At 50.8% G+C, this 21,071-nt stretch carries 15 protein-coding genes; 13 read left to right on the forward strand and 2 right to left on the reverse strand.

Translation table 11 applies throughout. From position 1 onward, the window contains the following. Window positions 1-169: 169 nt before the first annotated feature. The 3 genes from NTH01S_RS09185 (at window position 170) to NTH01S_RS09195 (ending at window position 6,295) form a co-directional block, all read left to right on the forward strand. On the forward strand, window positions 170-2,428 hold the full coding sequence (locus tag NTH01S_RS09185) for a glycosyltransferase (RefSeq protein ID WP_245642315.1): 2,259 nt from the start codon (window positions 170-172) through the stop codon (window positions 2,426-2,428). Window positions 2,429-2,871: 443 nt separating this feature from the next. Next, window positions 2,872-5,553, forward strand: coding sequence for a TonB-dependent receptor (locus tag NTH01S_RS09190; protein ID WP_084367232.1), 2,682 nt, complete (start codon window positions 2,872-2,874; stop codon window positions 5,551-5,553). Window positions 5,554-5,785: 232 nt separating this feature from the next. Continuing rightward, complete coding sequence (locus NTH01S_RS09195; protein WP_068172819.1) at window positions 5,786-6,295, forward strand: hypothetical protein; 510 nt, start codon at window positions 5,786-5,788, stop codon at window positions 6,293-6,295. Between the two features lie 253 nt (window positions 6,296-6,548). Here NTH01S_RS09195 and NTH01S_RS09200 read toward each other — a convergent pair whose 3' ends face one another. Together NTH01S_RS09200 and NTH01S_RS09205 are read right to left on the reverse strand one after the other, a co-directional pair. Next, window positions 6,549-7,460, reverse strand: a complete 912-nt coding sequence (locus NTH01S_RS09200; protein WP_068172869.1) for a rhamnan synthesis F family protein — start codon at window positions 7,458-7,460, stop codon at window positions 6,549-6,551. A gap of 75 nt (window positions 7,461-7,535) precedes the next feature. After that, on the reverse strand, window positions 7,536-10,226 hold the full coding sequence (locus NTH01S_RS09205; RefSeq protein ID WP_068172821.1) for a 2-oxoglutarate dehydrogenase E1 component: 2,691 nt from the start codon (window positions 10,224-10,226) through the stop codon (window positions 7,536-7,538). A 131-nt stretch (window positions 10,227-10,357) separates the two neighbouring features. On the opposite strand from NTH01S_RS09205, the gene NTH01S_RS09210 reads away from it, so the two are divergent. From NTH01S_RS09210 to NTH01S_RS09255, 10 genes are all read left to right on the forward strand, one after another. Next, window positions 10,358-11,005, forward strand: coding sequence for a 2OG-Fe(II) oxygenase family protein (locus tag NTH01S_RS09210; RefSeq protein ID WP_370664319.1), 648 nt, complete (start codon window positions 10,358-10,360; stop codon window positions 11,003-11,005). Window positions 11,006-11,030: 25 nt separating this feature from the next. Next, the gene (locus NTH01S_RS09215) at window positions 11,031-12,101 is read left to right on the forward strand and encodes an aspartate-semialdehyde dehydrogenase (RefSeq protein ID WP_068172822.1); all 1,071 of its coding nucleotides are present in this window, start codon (window positions 11,031-11,033) and stop codon (window positions 12,099-12,101) included. A gap of 206 nt (window positions 12,102-12,307) precedes the next feature. After that, on the forward strand, window positions 12,308-13,936 hold the full coding sequence (gene fliF / locus NTH01S_RS09220; RefSeq protein ID WP_068172824.1) for a flagellar basal-body MS-ring/collar protein FliF: 1,629 nt from the start codon (window positions 12,308-12,310) through the stop codon (window positions 13,934-13,936). 5 nt (window positions 13,937-13,941) lie between these two features. After that, the gene (locus NTH01S_RS09225) at window positions 13,942-14,949 is read left to right on the forward strand and encodes a flagellar motor switch protein FliG (protein ID WP_068172826.1); all 1,008 of its coding nucleotides are present in this window, start codon (window positions 13,942-13,944) and stop codon (window positions 14,947-14,949) included. Beyond that, window positions 14,946-15,581, forward strand: coding sequence for a FliH/SctL family protein (locus NTH01S_RS09230; RefSeq protein ID WP_157070928.1), 636 nt, complete (start codon window positions 14,946-14,948; stop codon window positions 15,579-15,581). The genes NTH01S_RS09225 and NTH01S_RS09230 overlap by 4 nt, the downstream gene beginning before the upstream one ends. A gap of 19 nt (window positions 15,582-15,600) precedes the next feature. Then, window positions 15,601-15,915 (forward strand): flagellar motor switch protein FliN, encoded by a 315-nt coding sequence (gene fliN, locus NTH01S_RS09235; protein ID WP_084367244.1) that lies wholly within the window; start codon window positions 15,601-15,603, stop codon window positions 15,913-15,915. Between the two features lie 137 nt (window positions 15,916-16,052). Then, window positions 16,053-18,143, forward strand: a complete 2,091-nt coding sequence (gene flhA, locus NTH01S_RS09240; RefSeq protein ID WP_068172835.1) for a flagellar biosynthesis protein FlhA — start codon at window positions 16,053-16,055, stop codon at window positions 18,141-18,143. A 19-nt stretch (window positions 18,144-18,162) separates the two neighbouring features. Next, on the forward strand, window positions 18,163-19,266 hold the full coding sequence (locus NTH01S_RS09245) for a flagellar biosynthesis protein FlhF (RefSeq protein WP_084367241.1): 1,104 nt from the start codon (window positions 18,163-18,165) through the stop codon (window positions 19,264-19,266). Further along, a complete protein-coding gene (locus tag NTH01S_RS09250; protein WP_169802065.1) occupies window positions 19,266-20,180 on the forward strand; it encodes an AAA family ATPase in 915 nt (304 codons plus the stop codon). Before NTH01S_RS09245 ends, NTH01S_RS09250 begins: the two co-directional genes overlap by 1 nt. 45 nt (window positions 20,181-20,225) lie before the next feature. Next, window positions 20,226-21,068, forward strand: a complete 843-nt coding sequence (locus NTH01S_RS09255; RefSeq protein WP_068172892.1) for a carbon-nitrogen hydrolase family protein — start codon at window positions 20,226-20,228, stop codon at window positions 21,066-21,068. The last annotated feature ends 3 nt before the right edge of the window (window positions 21,069-21,071 follow it).

Genomic DNA, 21,071 nt, shown 5'->3' on the forward strand with positions numbered 1-21,071 from the left:
TTCGGAGTTTTTATCTCTTAAAAATAGAAAAAAAATTGATTATATTTTTGGAAAAATAAAAAAAATTACAAATAAGAAATTTCATGAAAATAAAAAAATAGTCGATTACTTTAATTATCACGAAAATAAAAATGATATAATTTACCCATTATTTTTAATAATTGCTGAATTGACGGTTGTTCAATGCGCAAAATACCGTGTTTGGCAGAAAAAAGATTTATTAGAGCGTCTTGGATGGCATGTGGAGGTTATTGATTGGCGGGACCAAGCCAAGGTGATGTCCGCACTGCAAGTATGTACGCGTGTTATTTTCTATCGTGTTCCGGGGTTTGATGCTGTTTTGGCACAAGTGGCTGAGGCGCATAGGCTGGGGTTGTCGCCACGATGGGAAGTGGATGATCTGATTTTTGATCTGCACGAGTACCGACAAAATGGCAATGTTGCTGGGTTGCCGAAGGCTGAGCAGGATTTGCTGTTCTTTGGTGTCGGGTTGTTTCGTAAAGCCATGTTAGCTTGTGGACGGGGTTTGGCATCAACGGAAGCATTGGCGCAGGCTATGCGTGATGCGGGGGTGCAGCATGTTGGTATTATTGAAAATGCATTGGATCTCGACACGCTGAACATCGTCCAAAATCTTCCTCAGAAGGGTGTGCGGGAGGATCATGAGGCTGTGTGGGTGTGTTATGGCTCTGGCACCAACACGCATGATGCTGATTTCCGTCAGGCAGAGCAGGGCTTATTGGCTGCGATGGAGCAAGATGAGCGGTTATGCTTACGTGTGGTTGGGCCTGTGCAGATTTCGCAGAGCTTTGAGCGTTTTGGTGCGCGTGTAGAGCGTTTGCCGATGCGGCCTTATGCTGAGTATCTGAAGATTTTATCTTGGAGCGATATCAGCATTGCGCCGTTGCAAGAGACACTTTTCAATGATTGTAAAAGCAACATTAAATTTGTTGAGGCCTCTATTGTAGGGGTGGCGAGCATTTGCTCTCCACGTGGCCCTTTTTGCTCTGTCATGGTGTCTGGCGAAAATGGCGTATTAGCGGCGACGGATGAAGACTGGCGTCAGGCATTTCTCCGTCTTACGACCGATAGGGGGTTTCGCAGCGTTTTGGCGCAGAAGGCCAAACGTGATGTTTTGGCACGTTATCACCCGGATGAAGTCGCTCAGCATCAGGTTCTGCCTTTATATGGTGCTCCTGTGGTGTCTGAGCGGCAGGCGCTGCGTGTTTTAGCCGTGAATGTTTACTATAAACCTTATTCTTTTGGTGGCGCAACGATTGTTGCTGAAGAGTTGGTGCGCGGGTTGAGCCGGCGCGGGGTGGACGTGGCGGTGGTGACGTCCCGGCCAGAGGTGGCAGGGCGCCCACCAGGCGCTCTGCGTTATACGGTTGATGATGTGCCGGTTCTCGCGGTGACGATTCCGGAAGGTCATGACCGCTTTGGCTGGATTGATAATCCGTCTAATGAACCACATTTTTCAGCGTGGTTAGAGGCTTTTAAGCCGGATGTGGTGCATTTTCATTCTGTGCAGGGTTTGGGTTTGTCGTTTCTGCGTGTGTGTGAGGAGCGGGGCGTGCCGTATGTGGTGACTCTGCATGACGCATGGTGGTTGTGTGAGCGTCAGTTTATGGTCAAGGCGGATGGTCAGTATTGTTTCCAGACGGATATTGATTTGGATGTATGCCGTAAATGTCAGTCTGATACCGTGTATTTGGCAGATCGTAAGAGGATGATGATGCATGCTTTGGGGCAGGCATCTTTGTTATTATGTCCGTCTGAAATGCAGAGGCAGCTTTATATTGCGAACGGGATAGCTCCTGAGCGTCTTGTGGTGAATCGCAATGGTTTTGCATGGCCGCAACGTCCGAGAAAAATGCGCCGTCCGGGTGAGGGTGTACGCTTTGCGTATGTTGGGGGAACGGAAGATATTAAGGGGTATAAGCTGCTGAAGAAGGCGGCAGAAGGGATTAATGGAGCGGGGTGGAGCCTGACATTAGTCGATAACAAGCGGAATCTTGGGTACCAGTCGATCCGTGATGATGAATGGGCGGTGCAGGGTATATTGAAGGTTGTGCCGGGATATGCGCAGTCTGAATTGGATGCATTTTATGATGAGGTGGATGTCTTGTTATTCCCCTCTCAGTGGAAAGAGAGTTATGGCCTGACGGTGCGGGAGGCATTGGCTCGTGATGTTTGGGTTGTGACGACGGCGCCGGGGGGGCAGTCTGAGGATGTGGTGGAGGGGGTGAATGGAACTCACCTTCCCATTGACGGGCGGTTTGAGCCTTTGTTGGAGGTGATGTGTATGCTTATAGCGGAGCCTTCACGTTTTGATGGGTATGTGAACCCGTTGAAGAATACGCTGTGTACGTTTGACGCGCAGAGCGATGCGTTGTTGGAGCATTTGACGCATATTGCGGGCCGATGAGGGGGCGATAAGGCCGGGGTTTTGTGGGCTGGTCGTTTGAAGGTATTGTGCGTTTGATATCGAAATTGGTTGATGCTGAGGGAAGGCTTACGCATTGGTCCCCTCAGTTCGTCTGACCAATGAGATGTAGTGTCATTGCAGTGGAAGAGAGTATTTCAGTTCAGATATTGAGCGAAAATTTGGAACAAGCCGTCAGACTATTATATCTTGACTAAGATAGCGTATCTTTGGGAACGCGCCTTGTTCAGAATCAAGAATATATGAGAATTAATTGGTAAAATAAACTTTAAAAGTTGTTGAATTTTTATCACACTATGTAGCCTATATGACCTTTTATCGCTTGGATGATTATATTACGCTTTGTTTTCATTTTGAATGATTAATAATAATGCGCGTTATCCTAATATACTTATGATAGGGGACTTATGACAAGATCATTCAAAATGCGTTTTGTTCTCTCCGGTGCGACAATTTTATCCACCATCACAGCTCTTAACGCTCAACCAGTAACCACAGAAAAAAATACAAAAACGGCCAATTATACGGCAGGTAGCCCTGAAACTATTACAGTGCGTGCTCTCAGACGCCTTCAGCGCGAAAAAGATGCACCCTCTGCTGTGACAGAAATTAGCAAAAGCGATGTGCGGGCCAATAGCTCTGCTGGTAACATTGTTACACTTCTTCGGAATGCTCCGTCTGTGTATAGTTACCAACAAGGAATCGGCATGAACTCGCCGGTTTTCTCTATCCGTGGCACACGAGGCCTTGAAGTCGCTCAAACTCTTGATGGTATGCCCATGCAAGATCTGCTCAATGGCGGATCTGGAGTGTATCTTACGAGCATTGCAGGCGCTCCTTTCACCCAATATCAAATCGACGGTGCATCTGTTTATCCCGGTGTTGCTTACCCAGATCAAGCAACTTTTGGTACTATTGGCGGTACGATTGCTTATCACTCTATGCGTCCAACGCAGAAAGCGGGTCTTGATGTCTTTGGGCAAATCGCTTCATTTGGCACGTGGCTTGAAGGTTTTAAACTGAATTCCGGGGCATTAGACGGAAAATTAGGCGAAGGGGATGATGCCCCGCGCATGATGTTGCAATATGATAACGAACAAACCAAAGGCTTCATCGACTACACGCCTGCACGGTACAACTCTATGGAGTTTGCCTTCGATAAGCCTTACGATGACGCCCAATCAAACTTGCAGGCCACCATTCTCTACAATACGGGTTCTGGATTATTTCAACCCAACCCGACACCATCTGTTTACCAACAGCAAAATGGACGTTTTTCAAATTATTCGCCAGATCAGCAGTATTTCTCTCAGAGAAATGATTATTTCACTATGATGCTGAAAGATGATACGTACATCAACGATTACATAAATGTTGGTCTATCAACTTTCTACAGATACACGAATGGCGTTACTGAAAACTACGCAAACCCTACATTATTTGCGCCCAATGGTGGGGCCGGTAGTGCTTCTGTCGGTGGCGTAAATCCTTTCAGCCAAACCATCGCAGGCTTTGGTGAGCAGAGCTACTATGGTGTAGGAAACCCTTATTACCAACCGGGTGTAAATGAATATGATGGCAATGCCATGTATGCTAACAGTTCATATTGCCCAAAGTCATTGCAAAACCAATGGGCAGCAGCAGGGCAATCAAATCCTTGTGGATACAACTATAACAAATCCTATAACCACTCAGATATCTATGGAATTCAGCCGCGCGCATCCATTCGTCTGCCTGATTTTTGGGGTATTCGTAATACCATTCATCTTGGAAGCCTGATTGCTAAAGAAACATCATCCTCACAGCCAAGCTATCTCGGTATTTCGCCGAATGTAACCTCTTATCGTGTCCCAAACTTCCCGTCTCTGACGCAGAGAGAAATCTACTCCGGCTATATTCAAGACAAAATTGATCTTTTCCATAATACACTGCACATCACACCGGGCGTAACATTTCAGGGCACGTATTCAGGCCTCAAAGGCTCTGAAATCTTCTTAGGGAAACCATCGGCTGCAACGCTGGCATCCCCTTACTGCGCTGCGGGAAATCCGTGCCAATATGGTGCCTATACCGGACAAAAATGGGACCGAAACTGGCTGCCATTTCTTAACGTCGCATATGACCTCGACAAAGTGTTGCCGTCATTGCAGGGCCTCTCACTTTATGGAAGTGCAGGCACATCTGCTCTCTATGCGCCCGCTTCAGACTTCTCTCCTAGCGTTTTAGGTAATGTACCCAGCGCTTCAATTGTACATATGTATGAAGGTGGTATCCAATATAACACGGGGCACTGGAATATACTGGCAGATTATTATTATCAAAAAGTTGATCGTGACTTTGGTATGTTCACGTATCAATCTGGACCTAATGTAGGCGACTCTCTGTACACTAATGCAGGGCAGCGTTTGATGCGTGGCGAAGAAGTAAAAATTAACTACCAAGTTGATAAAAACTGGCGCTTGTATGGGACTGCTTCGCACAACTCTACCCGTTATCTCAAAACCTTTTTGGCTTCTGTGACGGTACAGGAAGATCAATTTGGTTATGCCCTACGTGGCAGCCCTGTAACGGGTATTCCTGACTGGATTGCGACGTTTGGCGTTGATTACGACAAAAAAAGTCTTCTGACAGAGAATGATGATCTCAATGTTAATTTCTCTGGCCGTTATACGGGTCATCAATTTGGCACATATGACCTCAGTGGTTATGAAAATTTAGGTTCCCTTCCCGGTATTCCATACCAATACGGCACTTATAATTATTATAACGTCCTTGCTGGACAAACGACGATCTCGCGTAATACGGGTATTGCACCTTATGTCATTTTCAACCTTGATATGAATTATGACTTACCAGTTCATAATGCTGGTCCTTTGAAGAAATTGAATTTTGACCTTAACGTTCAAAATCTCTTCAATACGTTTTATTGGCAGTATAAATATGCTCAAATATCACCTGCAGCATGCGGGACCTTTAAGTCTAACCCCGTTGGATTTACCGGATTCACTGGTAATGCTGTAAGTAACTATGGGTGCACACCGCAATACCAAAATGGAATGCCAGGTATGCCGGCATTTATTTCGTTTACTGTGCGAGCTAGTTTCTAAGAACACGTTGGTTTGAACAGAACGACCGTTCAAGTCGTTCGGCAATGGTCTTATGGGTATCATCTTAAGATCATTGCCGCCCCATTATAAAAGATAAGCTGCTATTTTATGGTTGTACGACGTTGGCGACGCTACCATGACTATTGTCACCTTTTATAGATGACATTGGTCTATTTCCCATAACGATGATGTATGGAATTTTTTACGAAAGGAAAACAATAGGAGGTATATAATGGGAGCATGGGGCGCGCTTATTATGAGCTTTTTTGGGGCGTTTTTTGCGTCTCTGACATTGTATTGGCAGTCGCATTTTTTTGGGGTTTCTTTGGTTATACCCTTTTTCGGTTTTGTCGTGCTCGGCCTAACGGCGTGCTACGTTATCCGTATGCCGGGTCATGGGAGGACGCCTACTATAAAAGAAGAGCGTGCCATTATGTGGAGCAGTATTGGGGAAGGAGTCGGCCTTTTTCTTGCTTCCAATATCGTTATAAATCTGAATAGGCCGGATCTTCTTTTGCCATCAATGGCGCTTATTGTTGGCCTACATTTCCTTCCTATAGCGTTTGCCGCCAAATTTCGGCCATTTTATATTTTGGGTGCTGTTTTAATGGCTGCTGCAACGTTAGGTTTTTTCGTTGGTCCCCCAATGGGCGGAGAGATAAGCGGGTTTATGGCGGCTAGTGCGTTATGGCTTGCATCGGTTGTTGCGATCCACCGCGAATGGTTATTAAAAATAACCTGATATTGGTCGGGATTTATGGGCGCGTATTTTTGAGCGACATAACTATTATTAATTCTTTGTATGATGGCCTTTTGGTCAAGGCCTAATAGCTGTGCGTTCCGACAATGGACAAAATTAAACATGAAATGCGCAGGGCTGAGTGTACCATGCTTCAGTATGAGGGTTTTATGAAGCGATTTGGGGTGGAGTGAGGGGATATTCGAGGTCTTATAGATATTCGAGGTCTTATAAACGTGTAGGTTGGGCGCGGATCTTAGGGGAGCAGGAGATGGCGTAAGGCTTGCCAGCGATTTTGGCTGGCAAGAGCTTGGACGGCGCGTGCGCGGAATCGGGGGCTTGGGGCCGTAACGCGGCGTGGTGTGCGGTGGAGGTAGTGCTCAATCCAGTCAGGTGAAAAGAAGCCGGGTGTGGGGTGTGACGCTTGGGCTAAGTAGGTGCGCCATTTATGTGTATCGACAATGCCACTCGGGTTGTCGCGTAAGAGTTCAGTTTTAATGAAGGGAGCACGCCCGGAGAGCAATACGTTGCGCCAATCTGTGTGCATGGGATTGGTGGCGAGCAATTTGGCAAGGCCGCGTTGGCTCGACCAGCATGATGTTAGGTCCCACCCCGCGTGACGCATGGCTAAGCCGAGTCCGAGTTCACCGTGCAAGATGATTTCCTCTTTGCTCATGCTGTGAAAGGGCTGTGTGAAGATGCGTTGGAGCGCGGGATGTTCGAAGGCGTCTCGGTTTATGGTGAGAAACCATGATTGCAGGTGTTGGGTTACCGCTTCAGAGCGCACCATGCCCCAGACAGGCAGGGCTTTTTTACGCATGGTTTCGATGATGGGAGGAAGGGGCTGAATGGCGCCAAAGACGCTGTCATTAGCGAGAAGAATTTCAGAGGCGTGCTGTGCGCAGCCTGCATGTATCAGGTCCTGCCAAGCGCCAAAATCGAGACCGTGATTGAAACGTGGGTATAGCCGTGCAGGAATGGGAGTAGGCCCCTGTGCAAAGCTTTTCTGAAGGGTGATGAGGCCTAGGTTGTCATGGGGTTCAAGGCTGGAAACCGCAATGTGAATCTCAAACCCAGCCTCATGGATGTTGTGTAAGAGGTGACGGGTATGTGGCGCTAAGGTTGGGGCGGGGTCAAAATAAGCAAACAGGCAGACAGGACGGAGCATAAGACCCATAAGGTTTGAGCGGCGCGTCTGCCTATAACAGCGAAGCGTTACGGTACTGGCAAGCCTGATCGTGGATCAGGCTGTGCCAATGGCTGTTTTAATGAGGCTTTCTTGTTGCCATGTGTGTAGCTGAGCCAGTCCAGTTGCGGGGGATGCGGCACTGGCGCGGCCGACATAGACGGGCCGTTGAACGGGAAGCTTCATTTCTGTGAGGACGCGTTCAATGCGGCGGTCAACGAAATGCCATGCCCCATTATTTTGGGGTTCTTCTTGGCACCAGAGGATCTCTTGCGCATTTGGGTAGCGGGCGAGTTCTTGTTGTAGCTCACGGCCGGGGAACGGGTAGAGTTGCTCCAAGCGGATGAGGGCGACATTGTCTTTTTGCGCGCTCCGGCGTTCGGCCAGAAGGTCATAAAAGACCTTGCCTGTGCAAAGGATGATCCTTGTTGCGCCTGCATTATAGTCAGGGTCTGGCAGGACGGGGTGGAAGCGGGTTTGTGGGCCCATATCCTCCAATGGAGACACGGTTTCTTTGTGGCGTAGGAGCGATTTTGGGGTGAATACCACCAAGGGTTTGCGGCAGCGCCGGGCGATTTGTCGGCGTAAGGCGTGGAAGTAGTTGGCGGGGGTGGAGATATTGCAGACGCGCAGGTTGTTCTCGGCGCAGAGCTGCAAAATACGTTCGGGTCGTGCCGATGAGTGCTCTGGCCCTCCACCTTCATAGCCATGCGGTAGCAGGAGTACGAGACCAGAGGTCCGCAGCCACTTTGTTTCCCCTGAGGCGATAAACTGATCCAGAATAATTTGAGCGCCGTTTACGAAGTCCCCAAACTGCGCTTCCCATACGACGAGTGCGTCTGGGTTGCCGAGGGAGTAGCCATATTCAAAGCCTAGAACCGCGTATTCCGAGAGGGGGGAGTTCCAAAAATGGAGCGGTGCTTGGTGGGGCGCCAGATTAGCGAGAGGTGTTTCCTCCCGTCCGGTTTCTTGGTCGATCAAGACAGCATGGCGCTGGGAGAAGGTACCACGGCGGCTATCTTGCCCGGAAAGGCGTACAGGGTGCCCGTCCATAGAGAGCGTACCAAAAGCCAGAGCTTCACAGCTTGCCCAGTCGAGTGGTTTGCCTGCAGCGATAGCATCTCCGCGTGCAAGGATTTGCCGGGCAAGGCGCGGGTGGATCGTTAGGCCTTCAGGAATTGTGGATAATCCATCAGCGGCAAGACGTAAGCGCTTTAGGGGGACGCCGGTCATGGGTTGGATGCGTTCGGGCTCATCCTCAAGGCGTGTGGGATTCTGTGGTGTATCAAGCCATTCCGTAGGGTCGGGACGATAATCTGGAGCGGCGCTATAGGCGGCTTCGAGAATGTTCTGTGCGTTATTCCAAAGCATTTCGATGTGCGCTTCTGACACGATGCCGCGTTGGATGAGTGAATCGGCATAGAGACGGCGCACAGAAGAGCGGGCGCGGATAGCACGCACCATGGTGGGTTGTGTGAAAGCGGGTTCGTCTGTTTCGTTATGGCCAAAGCGGCGATAGCACACGATATCGAGGACAATGTCCGACCGGAAGGCTTTGCGCCATTCATAGGCGAGTGCGGCTGCGCGGAACACGGCTTCTGGGTCGTCACCATTGACGTGCAAAATCGGTGCTTCGATAGATTTGGCAATATCGGTGCCGCGCGTACCGGAGAAACCATCTTCAGGGACGGTGGTGAAGCCAATCTGGTTATTGATGATCAGATGGATGGTGCCGCCCGTCCGGTAGCCAGCGAGTTGAGACAGCATGAGCGTTTCATACACCACACCTTGGCCTGCAAAGGCCGCATCCCCATGCACAAGCACGCCCAGATGCTTATCACCGCGTGTTGTGTTGTGGTGGCGGTGGTGATGCCGTGGGTTGGTATTTTGGTCTTGATCCGCGCGAATACGCCCTAGAACAACCGGGTTAATGGCTTCAAGATGAGAAGGGTTCGGTAGGAGAGACACACGAATATCGTGGCCCTGTCGTGTGATGGTTGTGGCGGTGCCTAGGTGATATTTTACGTCCCCTGAGCCATCAATGTCTTCGGGTTTGAAAGAGCCACCACGGAATTCATTGAAGATGGCTTCAAAAGGCTTCCGTAGAACATTGGCCATGACATTGAGCCGCCCGCGATGCGGCATACCGATGGACATGGAGTCTGTTTGATCATCAGCCGCATGCTCAAGGATAGCGCGTAGGGCAACGACGAGGCTTTCTCCGCCTTCTAAGCCGAAGCGGCGCATGGCTTTAAAGCGTTTTTGGCAGAAGGTTTCAAAGCCTTCTGCGGCGGTCAGTGCAGAGAGAATGAACTCGGTGGCGGGTGTAGTGGGCTGTGGTTGCTCAAACCGTTCAATCCACCATTGGCGTTTATCCGGGTCTTGGATATGCATGAATTCAACGGCGAGCGTACCACAATAAGCGCGCTGCAGGGCGGCTCGTAGGGTTGGGTTTGCCCCTTCTGGGATGAGTTCTGCAGGGGGATGATGATTGGTCAGGCCAAGCGGGTCGAGTTGTGCCATGACATGCCCGCGTTGGCGGTAAGCCGCGCGCAGGGCATCATCATGGCTGGTGTTGGCGGTGTTGTGTGTGGTCGTACTGGAGGAGACAGGAAGGCCGAGGCCCAATGTGCTGAAGAGGTCCGCAAAGGTTGGGTCAACCGTGTTTGGGTCTTCTAACCATTGTTCATGGAGGGCCGTCAGATAGGCTAGATTGGCGCTGCTGATGGCGTCCTGATCGTCGCCCATGGGAAATCTCCTGTCGTTTTAGCTGTGCAAACTAACGTATTTTTACGGTCCGTGAAACCGTAAGGTCACATATGGGAATGTGAGGGTTGCATGGGAAGCTCTTGCCACTGATGGGGTGTGGGGGTAGCGTCATGCACGCTATGACCAGTGTTCCGCTCAATTATGAAGCTCTGAAGCGTGTGCCCGTTGCGGAGAAGCCTTTCCCGCATGCTGTGGTGCCTCATTTCATCGGAAATGATGATCTTGCTGCGCTTGTGAAAGAGCTGCCGCCGATGGCGTCAGGGGGCTCTTTCCCGCCGGAAGCCCTGTCGTTAACGCCGCGTGTGCAGGCGTTGATGGCCGCGTTGGAAGGGCCAGAATTGAAAGCTCTGGTGGCGGAGAAATTTGCCATTGATGTGGCTGATGCTCCGTCCATGCTGACCATGCGCGGGCGGACGCGTGAGAAGGATGGACGGATCCATTGTGATTCGACGGCGAAGTTGGTGACAATTTTGCTGTATCTGAACCCACGGAATGAAGATTGGTCATCTCATGAAGGGTGTCTGCGCCTTCTGAAGGGGCCGGATGATATTGAAGATTATGATGTTGAAGTAACGCCTGCGGAAGGTACATTGGTGATCTTCCCGAATGGTCCGACGGCTTGGCATGGACATCGCCAGTTTGTTGGCACGCGTTATTCGATACAGCTCAATTATATGGCGGCGAGCAAGAAGGCTCGTTATGAGTTGAGGCGTCATCGCCTTTCGTCATTGGTCAAGCGTCTGCCGCTTGTCGGTTAATTAGGGCAGGAACGGATTAAAAATTATGGGTTATCGGGTTGCGGTTGTTGGTGCCACGGGTGCGGTTGGTCGTGAGATTTTAAAGACGCTGGCGGAGCGTGACTTTCCAGTGGATGAGATTGTCGCACTGGCATCACCGCGTTCCACGGGGCGTGAGGTATCGTTTGGAGATAAAAAGGTTCTGAAGGTTCAGAATCTGGAGACGTTTGACTTCACGGGTTGGGATATTGCGTTGTTCTCCCCCGGTGCAAAAGTGTCTTCCGTTCATGCGCCTCGTGCCGCGGCTGCGGGCTGTGTGGTGATTGATAACACCTCCCATTTCCGTATGGAGCCGGGTATTCCTCTGGTTGTGCCGGAAGTGAATGCCAAGGCTTTGCGGAAAGCGCGCAAGAACATTATTGCAAATCCAAATTGCTCAACGGCGCAGATGGTTGTGGCGTTGAAGCCTCTGCATGATTTGTTCGGCATTAAGCGTTTGGTCGTGTCCACGTACCAAGCCGTGTCCGGTGCGGGTAAGGACGGCATGGATGAACTCTTTACGCAGACAAAGGGTTCTTTCGTGAGCGATCCGCCGACAGTGGCACAGTTTACGAAGCAAATTGCGTTTAATGTGATTCCGCATATTGATCGTTTTATGGATGATGGCTCCACCAAAGAAGAGTGGAAGATGGCCGTTGAAACGCGCAAGATTCTGGACCCAGATATTAAAGTTTTGGCGACGTGTGTGCGTGTTCCTGTCTTTATTGGTCACTCTGAAGCGATCAGCATTGAGTGTGAAAAGCCGGTTGATCTGCGTGCTGCGCGTGAGGCTTTGCGCAAAGCTCCGGGCGTTATTCTGCGTGATGTGCGTGAGGATGGCGGTTATGTCACGCCGTTGGAGTGTGTAGGTGAAGATGCCACCTATGTTTCACGTTTGCGCATTGACCCAACGGTAGAGAATGGCTTGGCCTTGTGGTGTGTGTCGGACAACTTACGTAAGGGTGCGGCACTGAATTCTGTGCAAATTGCTGAGAGTTTGGTTGAGCAAGAATTGTTGGGTGGTGTGCTGACGGCACCGTTACCGCCAGAAGAAGACGATGAAGATGATGATGTTTAAGCCACTTTGAGTGGGTGTATGACCTGTAGAGAAAACCCGGCTTTGGCCGGGTTTTTTTGTTTTTGAGTTAAGCGTCTGTTTACCTGTCGTGTGCATAGTGACGTTAGGGCGAATGGCACACTGAAAGTGAGCATCATGTGTATGCGGGTAGAGCAGACAGGGAGGGGTTGGCGTGTTGCTCGTCTGTATGCCGGGTGCTCTGACGTATGAATGCTCTTCTGACCAATCTGCGTCAGTTAGGTTTGTCGCGCCTTGCTGCATTGGGAGGCGTGGGAGTGGCGCTAATGGTGCTTTTGGGTGTTCTGGTTATGCATGGCGGGACATCTGCGGATGGTCTGTTGTACCGAGATTTGGACCCGCGCGAGGCGGGTGAAATCGTAGAGCAACTCTCCAAAGCGCATATTACTTACCGTCTGGAAGATCAGGGGGGGGCTATTTTCGTTCCACAGGAACAGGTGGCCTCTGCTCGGTTATTACTGGCGCGGAGTGGGCTGCCGTCTGGTGGGTCTGTCGGGTACGAAATTTTCGATAAAGGTAATAATTTCACAGCAACCCAGTTTGAGCAGACGATTAATGAGACCCGCGCTTTGGAAGGGGAGTTGGAGCGTTCCATCCGGTTGATTCATGGTGTGCATGGTGCCCGCGTGCATTTGGTTTTGCGGCATCGGGAGATGTTTTCCACCGATGAGCAGGGGGCGCAGGCGAGCATTTTGCTGTCAATGGACGGTGCACGACGCCTCGATGATGAGAGTGTGAATGCCGTGGTTAATCTGGTCTCGTCTGCGGTTCCCGGTTTGGAAACACGGAATATTTCCCTGATCGATAATCGTGGGCATGTTTTGTTGAAGCAAGGCGTGGGGAGTGCTCAGGGCGGGGATACGCCAGAAGCACAAAAACAGGCATTAGAACAGCGTGTATCCCGCGCTGTGGAAGATATGCTTGGGGCGTCATTAGGTATGGGGCATGTGCGCGCTGAAACGACGGTTCAGATGAACAGTGATCATGTGCATGAAACCCAGGAGAGCTATGATCCTGATGAACAAGTGCTGCGTTCACAGCAAACGCGCAGTGAAAAGAATAGCAATAATCAGGGTGCTTCAAATACGAGTGTTGGGAATAATTTGCCGAATGCGGGCTCGACCCAGTCAGAGACGGGCACGCAAAGCACGCGCCAAGAGCAGACCAATAATTATGAGATTGGTCATAAGGTAAGAACTTTAGTGCAGGATGAACCGCGTTTAGCACGGTTAAGCGTGGCGGTTATGGTTGATGGCGTAACGGTTAAAGATAGTAAAGGGCAGGTAACGTGGACGCCTCGCTCTACAGAAGAATTGAACCGTCTGACGGCTCTTACGAAAAGCGCTATTGGCTTTGATGAGGCGCGCGGGGATGTGGTGACGGTTATGTCCATGCAGTTTGCTAATGTCGAGGTGGCTACTGCGCCAGATAATACGGGCGTTATGGCCCATTTTATAGGGCATGCTGGGGGGATGGAGTTAGCACGTTTTGGTATTTTTGCCGTGTGTTTAGTGCTGGTTCTGTTCTTTGTCGTGCGCCCATTATTGCGTCCGGTGCAGACGGAACGATCCGAGGCTATTGCTTTAGAAAATCGTTCCGAAGCGGCGTTGAGGTTTCCTGTTGCTGAGGAAGGGCAGGCTGTTCATCCCGCCACGGTGCCGCAACAGTCGATAGAGGAAATGGTGGCGATGGATGGGGTGACCGGGCAGATCAAGGCCTCTTCCATTCAGAAGGTGAGTGAACTGGTTGAGAGTAACCCAACGGAAAGTATTGCATTGATGCGCAACTGGTTGCTGCCTCAGCATGAGAAGGCTTAAAGATCATGGCGGTTGAACGTATGTTGAGTGGCCCTCAAAAAGCAGCTGTTTTGATGATGACGCTGGGTGAAGAAAAATGCGCGCGTCTCTTTGAGCAAATGCATGAAGAGGAAATTCGTGAAGTATCGGCCGCGATGTCTCAATTGGGTATTGTATCGGCTGATGCTGTCGAACGTGTGTGTAGTGAGTTTAGTGAGGGGTTGGGTTCAGCAGAAACGCTTGTCGGGGATTTGGAAACGACGGAGCGTTTGTTGAAAAGAGCCCTACCAGCAGGGCGCGCCGTGTCCATTATGGAAGAAATTCGTGGTCCTGCGGGGCGCACAATGTGGGATAAGCTCGGTAATATCTCTGAAGTGGTTCTCGCTAATTACTTGCGAAATGAATATCCGCAAACGGTTGCTGTGGTCCTTAGTCGTATTCAGGCCGTCCATTCGGCTAAGGTTTTGGCATTATTGCCGGAAGATTTTGCGCTGGATGTTATGACGCGCATGTTGAAATTGGAAAATGTACAAAAAGGCGTTTTGCAAAGTGTTGAGAAAACGCTGCGTTCAGAGTTTGTCGCGAATTTGCCGCGTGGTTCGCATAGAAACAGTCATGAAGTCTTGGCGGATATTTTTAATAATTTTGATCGGCGTCTTGAAGGGCGGTTTATGGATGCACTGGAAGAGCATAGCCCAGAAGATGCAGATTGTGTGCGTGGTTTGATGTTTACTTTTGAAGAATTGGTGAAGATCCCAACGGATGGGCTGGTGGCGCTGTATAATGCTGTGCCCCGTGAGCATATTCCGATCGCTTTGAAAGGTGCGAGTGAGGGGCTTAAAAATGCCTTTTTCAAAACGATGTCCGAGCGATCTGCGCGTATTTTGCGCGATGAAATAGAGGCGCTCGGGCCGATGCGGATTAAGGATGTGGATGCCGCACAGAATGAAGTCATGATCGTAGCAAAAGCGTTGCTGGATCGTGGTGAAATTGAAGTGATGGATCAACAAGATATCGAAAATGAAATGATATGATGTCGTCAGCGCATATCTCGTTGTTTTTGGAAGATTTTGATCCGCCGATTATTGTTGAGGATGACGGTGTTCGGGCGGCATCTGAGGTGGAAGAAACACCAGTTAAGCATTTTACAGAGGAGGAATATGCTACGGCCCGTCAGGAAGGGTTCGAAGATGGTGTGCGCTTTGGGCGTGAGCATGCTGCGGCTGAACATGAATTGCAGCGCTGTGCTTTTGAGCGCTCTTTAAAGGCGTGCATCGCTTCTATTCAAGCAGAGGTACATGAGCATCTCTCCGAGACTGTTGGACAGGCAGCTCTGACCTTGGTTGAGATGACGGCGCGTTTATTTCCGGCATTGTTGGCAGAATATGGGGCAGAGGAGCGCCGCTTGGTGATGGAGCGATTGCTGCCGCTTCTGAAGAATGTTTCTAATGTAGAATGTTCAATGCCTGTGGGAGAGGGGGCTCTTTTGCAGGCATTATGCGAGCAGCAGGGCATTGAATTTTTGAAATGTACCGAAAGTGACGCGCTCGCCTCAGGCGATTTTAAAGTGTCATGGCAGAGCGGGGAAGCCGTGCGGGATGGACAAGGGGTGCTGCAGTCATTGCAGCATATTTTGAATAATCGTTTGAGAAAAATAGGAGAATAATGTGATGGATACGTTGAATATGCATGTGGAAAAGCAAGAAGAAATTTCTGGCCATGCAGCATCAGAAGCGCCGCGTTTTGCGCATGATTTAGAAGCGATTTATGATGTTCCTGTCACGGTTAGTGCCGTTTTGGGGCGCACGTCTATGCAGGTCAGCCAGCTTTTGCGTTTAGGGCGCGGTGCGGTGGTGGAGTTGGATCGGAAAATTGGGGATCCTATTGATATTATGGTGAATAATCGTCTGATTGCCCGTGGTGAAGTGGTGATGGTGGATGAGTCTCGCTTGGGAGTGACGATGACAGAAATTGTGAAATCTGAGAAATCGAAACGGTAAAATTTAACCCTATATTAAAGCATTAATGAGAGTGTTGTCTTGCAGGTGCAGTGGTGCATATGTGGGGGAGGCCGTTGGTGAATGACATAAGTGTAAAGCCGTCATTGCTTGCGCGCCTGCCATCATTTAACGCAGTTATGCTGAACCTTCCTGTACCGGGGTGGCTGAAAAAAGGAACATATTTTGTTCCCGGAACGGATATTGGGCTGGCGCTCGCGGTTGCTGCTCTTTTATCGGTGCTTGTGCTGCCGTTACCGACGTTTATTTTAGATGTCGGTTTAGCGTTGTCGGTGACAGCTTCTGTTCTGGTACTGATGGTCGCATTGTTTTTGCAGCGACCGTTAGATTTTACATCATTCCCGACACTACTTTTGCTTACAACATTGTTGCGGTTATCGCTGGAGGTCGCGACGACCCGTCTGATCCTTAGTCATGGTTATGAAGGCACTTATGCGGCTGGGCATGTCGTGGCCGCTTTTGGTGGGTTCTTGATGGGGGGAGACGTTCTGATTGGGGCCATTTTGTTCATTATCCTTTTGGTGGTGAATTTTATGGTTATTACCAAAGGTTCCGGGCGTATTGCAGAAGTGGCGGCGCGGTTTACGCTGGATGCAATGCCGGGCAAGCAAATGGCCATTGATGCAGAACTATCATCGGGGGCAATTAGCGATAAAACTGCGCGTAAAAAGCGTCGTGAATTAGAAGAGTTAAGTGGGTTTTATGGCGCCATGGATGGTGCTGCAAAATTCGTGCGTGGTGACGCTATAGCCAGTGTGATTATTACTGCCATTAATATCATCGGTGGTTTGGCTATTGGTGTCGGGCGTCATTCTATGTCTGTGTCAGATGCGACCTCAGCCTTTACGACTTTAACGATCGGTGATGGCCTTGTTTCGCAAATTCCAGCGCTTTTGGTTTCAACAGCGTCCGGTATTGTGGTGACGAAAGGCGGCACAGAAGGTGCCGCAGATGTGACCTTGGTGCGGCAGTTGGGAGGGAATGCCAAGCCTTTGGCACTGGCGGCGGGATCGGCTTTCATGTTGGCTTTGATGCCGGGTTTGCCCGCTTTACCATTTTTGGCACTGGCGGCATTGGCTGGCGGAGGAGCATGGTGGCGTTTTCACTCCCCTTTGAGCGAGGTAGAGGAGGGTGAAGAATTGCCACCGACACCGGATGCAACGCACAATACGGAAGTACCGATTGGGGAAACACTGCGCGTTGATCTGTTGAAATTAGAGCTGGGATTTAATCTTCTCTCTATCGCGGGGGGAGAAAATGCTCGCCTGACTGAGCAGATTAAGGTGCTGCGCCGTACGATTGCTGCGGAGATGGGGTTTGTTCTTCCGCCTGTGCGCATTCAGGATAATTTGCAGCTCGATGCCGATGCTTATTGCGTCAAAATTAAAGAAATTTCTGTTGGCCAAGGAGCTTTGAAAGTTCACCATCTACTGGCCATGGATCCTAAGGGTGGTATGCCCGATCTGGTGGGTGAAGATACGAAAGAGCCAGCTTTTGGCTTGGCCGCGCGTTGGATTGACCAGGGGCAGAGAGAGGCTGCGTTGATACGCGGCTATACGGTGGTTGATCCCGCGAGCGTGATGATTACGCATTTAACGGAGTTGGTACGGGAAAATATGTCGGAGCTGCTCTCTTATACTGAGACGCAGAAGTTACTTGATGAGTTACCGCGTGAGCAGCAAAAATTAATTGTGGATTTGGTGCCGTCCCAAGTGTCTGTGAGCGTTATTCAGCGTGTTTTGCAGAGCCTTTTGGCTGAGCGCATTTCCATTCGTGATCTGGCAGGCATTTTGGAGGCCTTGCAAGAAGGATGTGGCCTGGGGCTGAAAACGGTTCCGGCTCTTACCACGCATACACGTACGCGCCTTGCGCGGCAGATTAGTGCTGCTGTAGCGGGGCCGCAGGGGTATATTCCTGTGGTGACGTTGAGCCCGGAATGGGAGGTCCGCCTTTCGGAGAATATGGCAGGTCCAGTAGAGGATCGTCAGTTCGCTTTGCCGCCCACGGTTCTTAACGAATTGGTCATGACATTGCGTCAGTCTTTGGAGGTGGCCTTAGGGCAGGGAGAGAATCCTGTATTGCTGGTGGCTGCTGGTTTTAGGCGTCCTTTACGGATGGTGATGGAGCGGATACGGCCAGCCACGATGGTGCTGTCCCAGTCTGAAATTTCGAGCCGGGCTAAAATTCGGACGGTTGGGGTGGTGTCGTGATGTGTGATCGAGAGCGGGCATGCGCGTAAAACTGATACGAGAAGCGTCCATGCCTGCTGCAATGGCGGTTGTTCGGCGCGAGTTTGGTGATGATGCTTTGATCTTGGAAACACGGCCCGTGCGTGGCGGTGGGGTCGAGGTGACGGTCGCGTGGGATGATGTGGAGGATGAGCCTGCCCCGGTTTCAGTTCCAGTGGGTTCTCTCTCTTCTGCGGGGCAGCCGTATCATGCCGAGGAATCTATTGTTACCTCATTGTCACTGCAAGAGTGGCATGGGTTTTCTTTGCCAGCACTACAAAGCGCAGAAAGCCCCGAGCAAGAAGTGATGATGTTGGGTCAATATATGTGTATTGGCAGCTTGGACCTTGCGCGGGGTGCGCCACCATTGGTGGTATGTGGTGTGCCGGGCGGTGGTAAAACGCTTGCGGTGACACGTTTAGCGACGCGCATGGTGCTCGCTGGGCACGAGCCTTTGGTCGTGACAGTGGATACAGAACGGTCAGGGGCTTTTGAACAATTATCTGCCTGTATGGATATTCTGCGCGTGGATTTGCGTGCGGTGGAAACGCCGGAGGCTTTGCGCGCTTTGTATGTGCGAGAGGGCCAGAGGCGTATGATGCTGGTAGATGCGTTTGGTGTTTCCCCTTGGGATGCGGCGTTGATGGGGCGGTTGGTCAAGATCCAGCGCGCTCTTCAGGCAAGTTTGGCGGTGGTGCATCCGGCGGGAGGGCATGTGGAAGAGACGTGCGATACGCTGGATGCGTTCCGCAATATAGGCGCTAATCACCTTATTGTTTCGAAAACGGATTGTACACGTCGGATGGGGGGGATTGTGCAAGCATCTTTGCGGGGAATGTCTTTGGTAGAGGTAAGTTCTGGGCGTGGGGTGATTGATGGATTGATCCCTGTGACGCCTAAGGTGTTGCGTGATGTTTTGATGGATATGCAAAAGCGTGCGCCAGCCACAGGGCAAAAGGCGACGGCGTTGGCGCCGAAAAAACGTTTGGGTGCTCGGGGGCAGACGCTGACGGGGCGATCAGAGAGTATGCCGGTAGGGTGTGCGTCTTTACCGAGAAGTGCAGAAGTTTTAGCGCGCCATATGCTGGCACAAGGACGCGTATAATGAGCGAAATGATGATGCAGCAGGCGAAAAATGATAAAATTCTATCGCTGATGAGCATGGAAGATGGTGCGGCGTTACCGGATGGAGAGCGTACGCGGGTTGTTGCAGTGGCATCTGGTAAAGGGGGGGTTGGTAAGACGTGGTTGTCGGTTTCACTGGCCCATGAACTCGCACGTTCTGGCAGTCGGGTTTTGATTGTGGATGGTGATTTCAGTTTGGCGAATGTGGACTTACAACTGGGGTTGGCGCCGCGTTATGATCTCGTGGATTTACTGTCTGGCACATGCCGTTTGGAGGAGGCCATCCAGACCTATACGTCTGGCGCGATGACACGGGGTAAAACGCCGTTGATTTTTGATGTATTGCCCGGTCGGTCAGGTCTGTCTTCTGGCGTGGGTTTGGAGCGAGGAAGTGCGGACCGGCTCTTGCTGTCACTGCGTCTTCTGCGCCGTTATGATGTGATTATTTTGGATTTATGCGCGGGTATTGATGTTGTGACACGGCATCTATCTGCAGTAGCGGATCGGTTCTTTGCAGTAACAACGGAAGAACCTACGGCGCTGGCTGATGTTTATGCGGTGATGAAGCTGTACGCGCGGGATCGGCGTGCGGTGGGTGGGGGTGTCGATGATTGTCAGGTAGTAATTAACCAAGCTGCGAGCCATCGGAGTGGCCGTAGAACCTTTGAAAAACTCTTTACGGCGTGTCGTTCTTTTTTGAAGTGGGAGCCAGAACTGGCGGGGTGTATTCGGAAGGATAGCCGGGTGCCAAGTGCTATTCGGCAGCAAAAGAGCGTTGTGGAGAATTATCGCCTTTCTCCGGCATCTGTGGATATTAGTCGTTTGGCGGATACTGTGCGGAAAGGTTTTGCTTCTGATGGTGTTTCTGCAAGACGGGATTTACGCGCAGGCTGAGCATCGCGTATCAGTGGTGATACTGAAACCCATAGGGGCATGATGATGCGTATCGCACTGATCCAGATGACGCCGGGCACGGAACGGGCCGAGAATATCGCTCAAGCTCAGCGTTTGGTTGCTGAAGCGGTGACACAAGGGCAGGCAGAGCTGGTGGTAATGCCGGAAGTGTGGAGCTGTTTGGGCGGTGTGCGTGATACAAAGCTATCCGCTTCGGAGGTCTTACCCACGCCGGGAGATGCTGGGGGTGTGTTGTATGAGACGCTGCGTGAAATGGCGCGACAGCATGGGATTTGGGTGCATGGTGGCTCGATCGGTGAACGTGTTGAGCAGGATGGGGCTACCCGCCTAGCGAATACGACATTGGTGTTTTCACCGGATGGGCATGAAGCAGCCCGGTACCGCAAAATCCATCTTTTTGACGTTGTGACACCAAATGGTGAAGGGTATCGTGAGAGTGATACTTACGTCGCGGGGGAAGACGTAACGACGGTTGATATTGCGGGTATCCCGACGGGTTTGGCCATTTGTTACGATATGCGCTTTGCAGAGCTGTTTTTGGCGTTGCGGGCTGCGGATGTGAATATGGTTCTGTTACCTGCGGCCTTTACGCAGCAGACGGGTGAGGCGCATTGGGAGGTGCTGTTACGTGCTCGTGCGATTGAGATGCAGGCGTGGGTTGTCGCGTGTGGGACAACGGGGTGGTATGTTGAAGCAGATGGTACGAAGCGCCAAACTTATGGGCACTCTATGATTGTAAGCCCGTGGGGGGATGTTGTGTTGACGTTGGGGAGTGAAATTGGCTGGGGGGTTGCTGATGTGGATATGTCTTTGGTTGAAAAGACGCGTCAGCGCATGCAGGTGCAGCAGAACCGTCGGTTGATCTGATAG

Source organism: Neokomagataea thailandica NBRC 106555 (assembly GCF_001598495.1).
Lineage (GTDB): Bacteria > Pseudomonadota > Alphaproteobacteria > Acetobacterales > Acetobacteraceae > Gluconobacter > Gluconobacter thailandicus_A.

Bases quoted from the DNA above. Each gene is read 5' to 3' on its own strand.
- NTH01S_RS09255 (WP_068172892.1), top strand. From the start codon at position 20,226: ATGCGTATCGCACTGATCCAGATGACGCCGGGCACGGAACGGGCCGAG.
- NTH01S_RS09200 (WP_068172869.1), bottom strand. From the start codon at position 7,460: ATGCTCCGTCCTGTCTGCCTGTTTGCTTATTTTGACCCCGCCCCAACC.
- fliN (WP_084367244.1), top strand. From the start codon at position 15,601: ATGCATGTGGAAAAGCAAGAAGAAATTTCTGGCCATGCAGCATCAGAA.
- NTH01S_RS09195 (WP_068172819.1), top strand. From the start codon at position 5,786: ATGGGAGCATGGGGCGCGCTTATTATGAGCTTTTTTGGGGCGTTTTTT.
- fliF (WP_068172824.1), top strand. From the start codon at position 12,308: ATGAATGCTCTTCTGACCAATCTGCGTCAGTTAGGTTTGTCGCGCCTT.
- NTH01S_RS09225 (WP_068172826.1), top strand. From the start codon at position 13,942: ATGGCGGTTGAACGTATGTTGAGTGGCCCTCAAAAAGCAGCTGTTTTG.
- NTH01S_RS09210 (WP_370664319.1), top strand. From the start codon at position 10,358: ATGCACGCTATGACCAGTGTTCCGCTCAATTATGAAGCTCTGAAGCGT.
- NTH01S_RS09190 (WP_084367232.1), top strand. From the start codon at position 2,872: ATGCGTTTTGTTCTCTCCGGTGCGACAATTTTATCCACCATCACAGCT.
- NTH01S_RS09215 (WP_068172822.1), top strand. From the start codon at position 11,031: ATGGGTTATCGGGTTGCGGTTGTTGGTGCCACGGGTGCGGTTGGTCGT.
- NTH01S_RS09230 (WP_157070928.1), top strand. From the start codon at position 14,946: ATGATGTCGTCAGCGCATATCTCGTTGTTTTTGGAAGATTTTGATCCG.
- NTH01S_RS09205 (WP_068172821.1), bottom strand. From the start codon at position 10,226: ATGGGCGACGATCAGGACGCCATCAGCAGCGCCAATCTAGCCTATCTG.
- NTH01S_RS09250 (WP_169802065.1), top strand. From the start codon at position 19,266: ATGAGCGAAATGATGATGCAGCAGGCGAAAAATGATAAAATTCTATCG.
- NTH01S_RS09245 (WP_084367241.1), top strand. From the start codon at position 18,163: ATGCGCGTAAAACTGATACGAGAAGCGTCCATGCCTGCTGCAATGGCG.
- flhA (WP_068172835.1), top strand. From the start codon at position 16,053: ATGCTGAACCTTCCTGTACCGGGGTGGCTGAAAAAAGGAACATATTTT.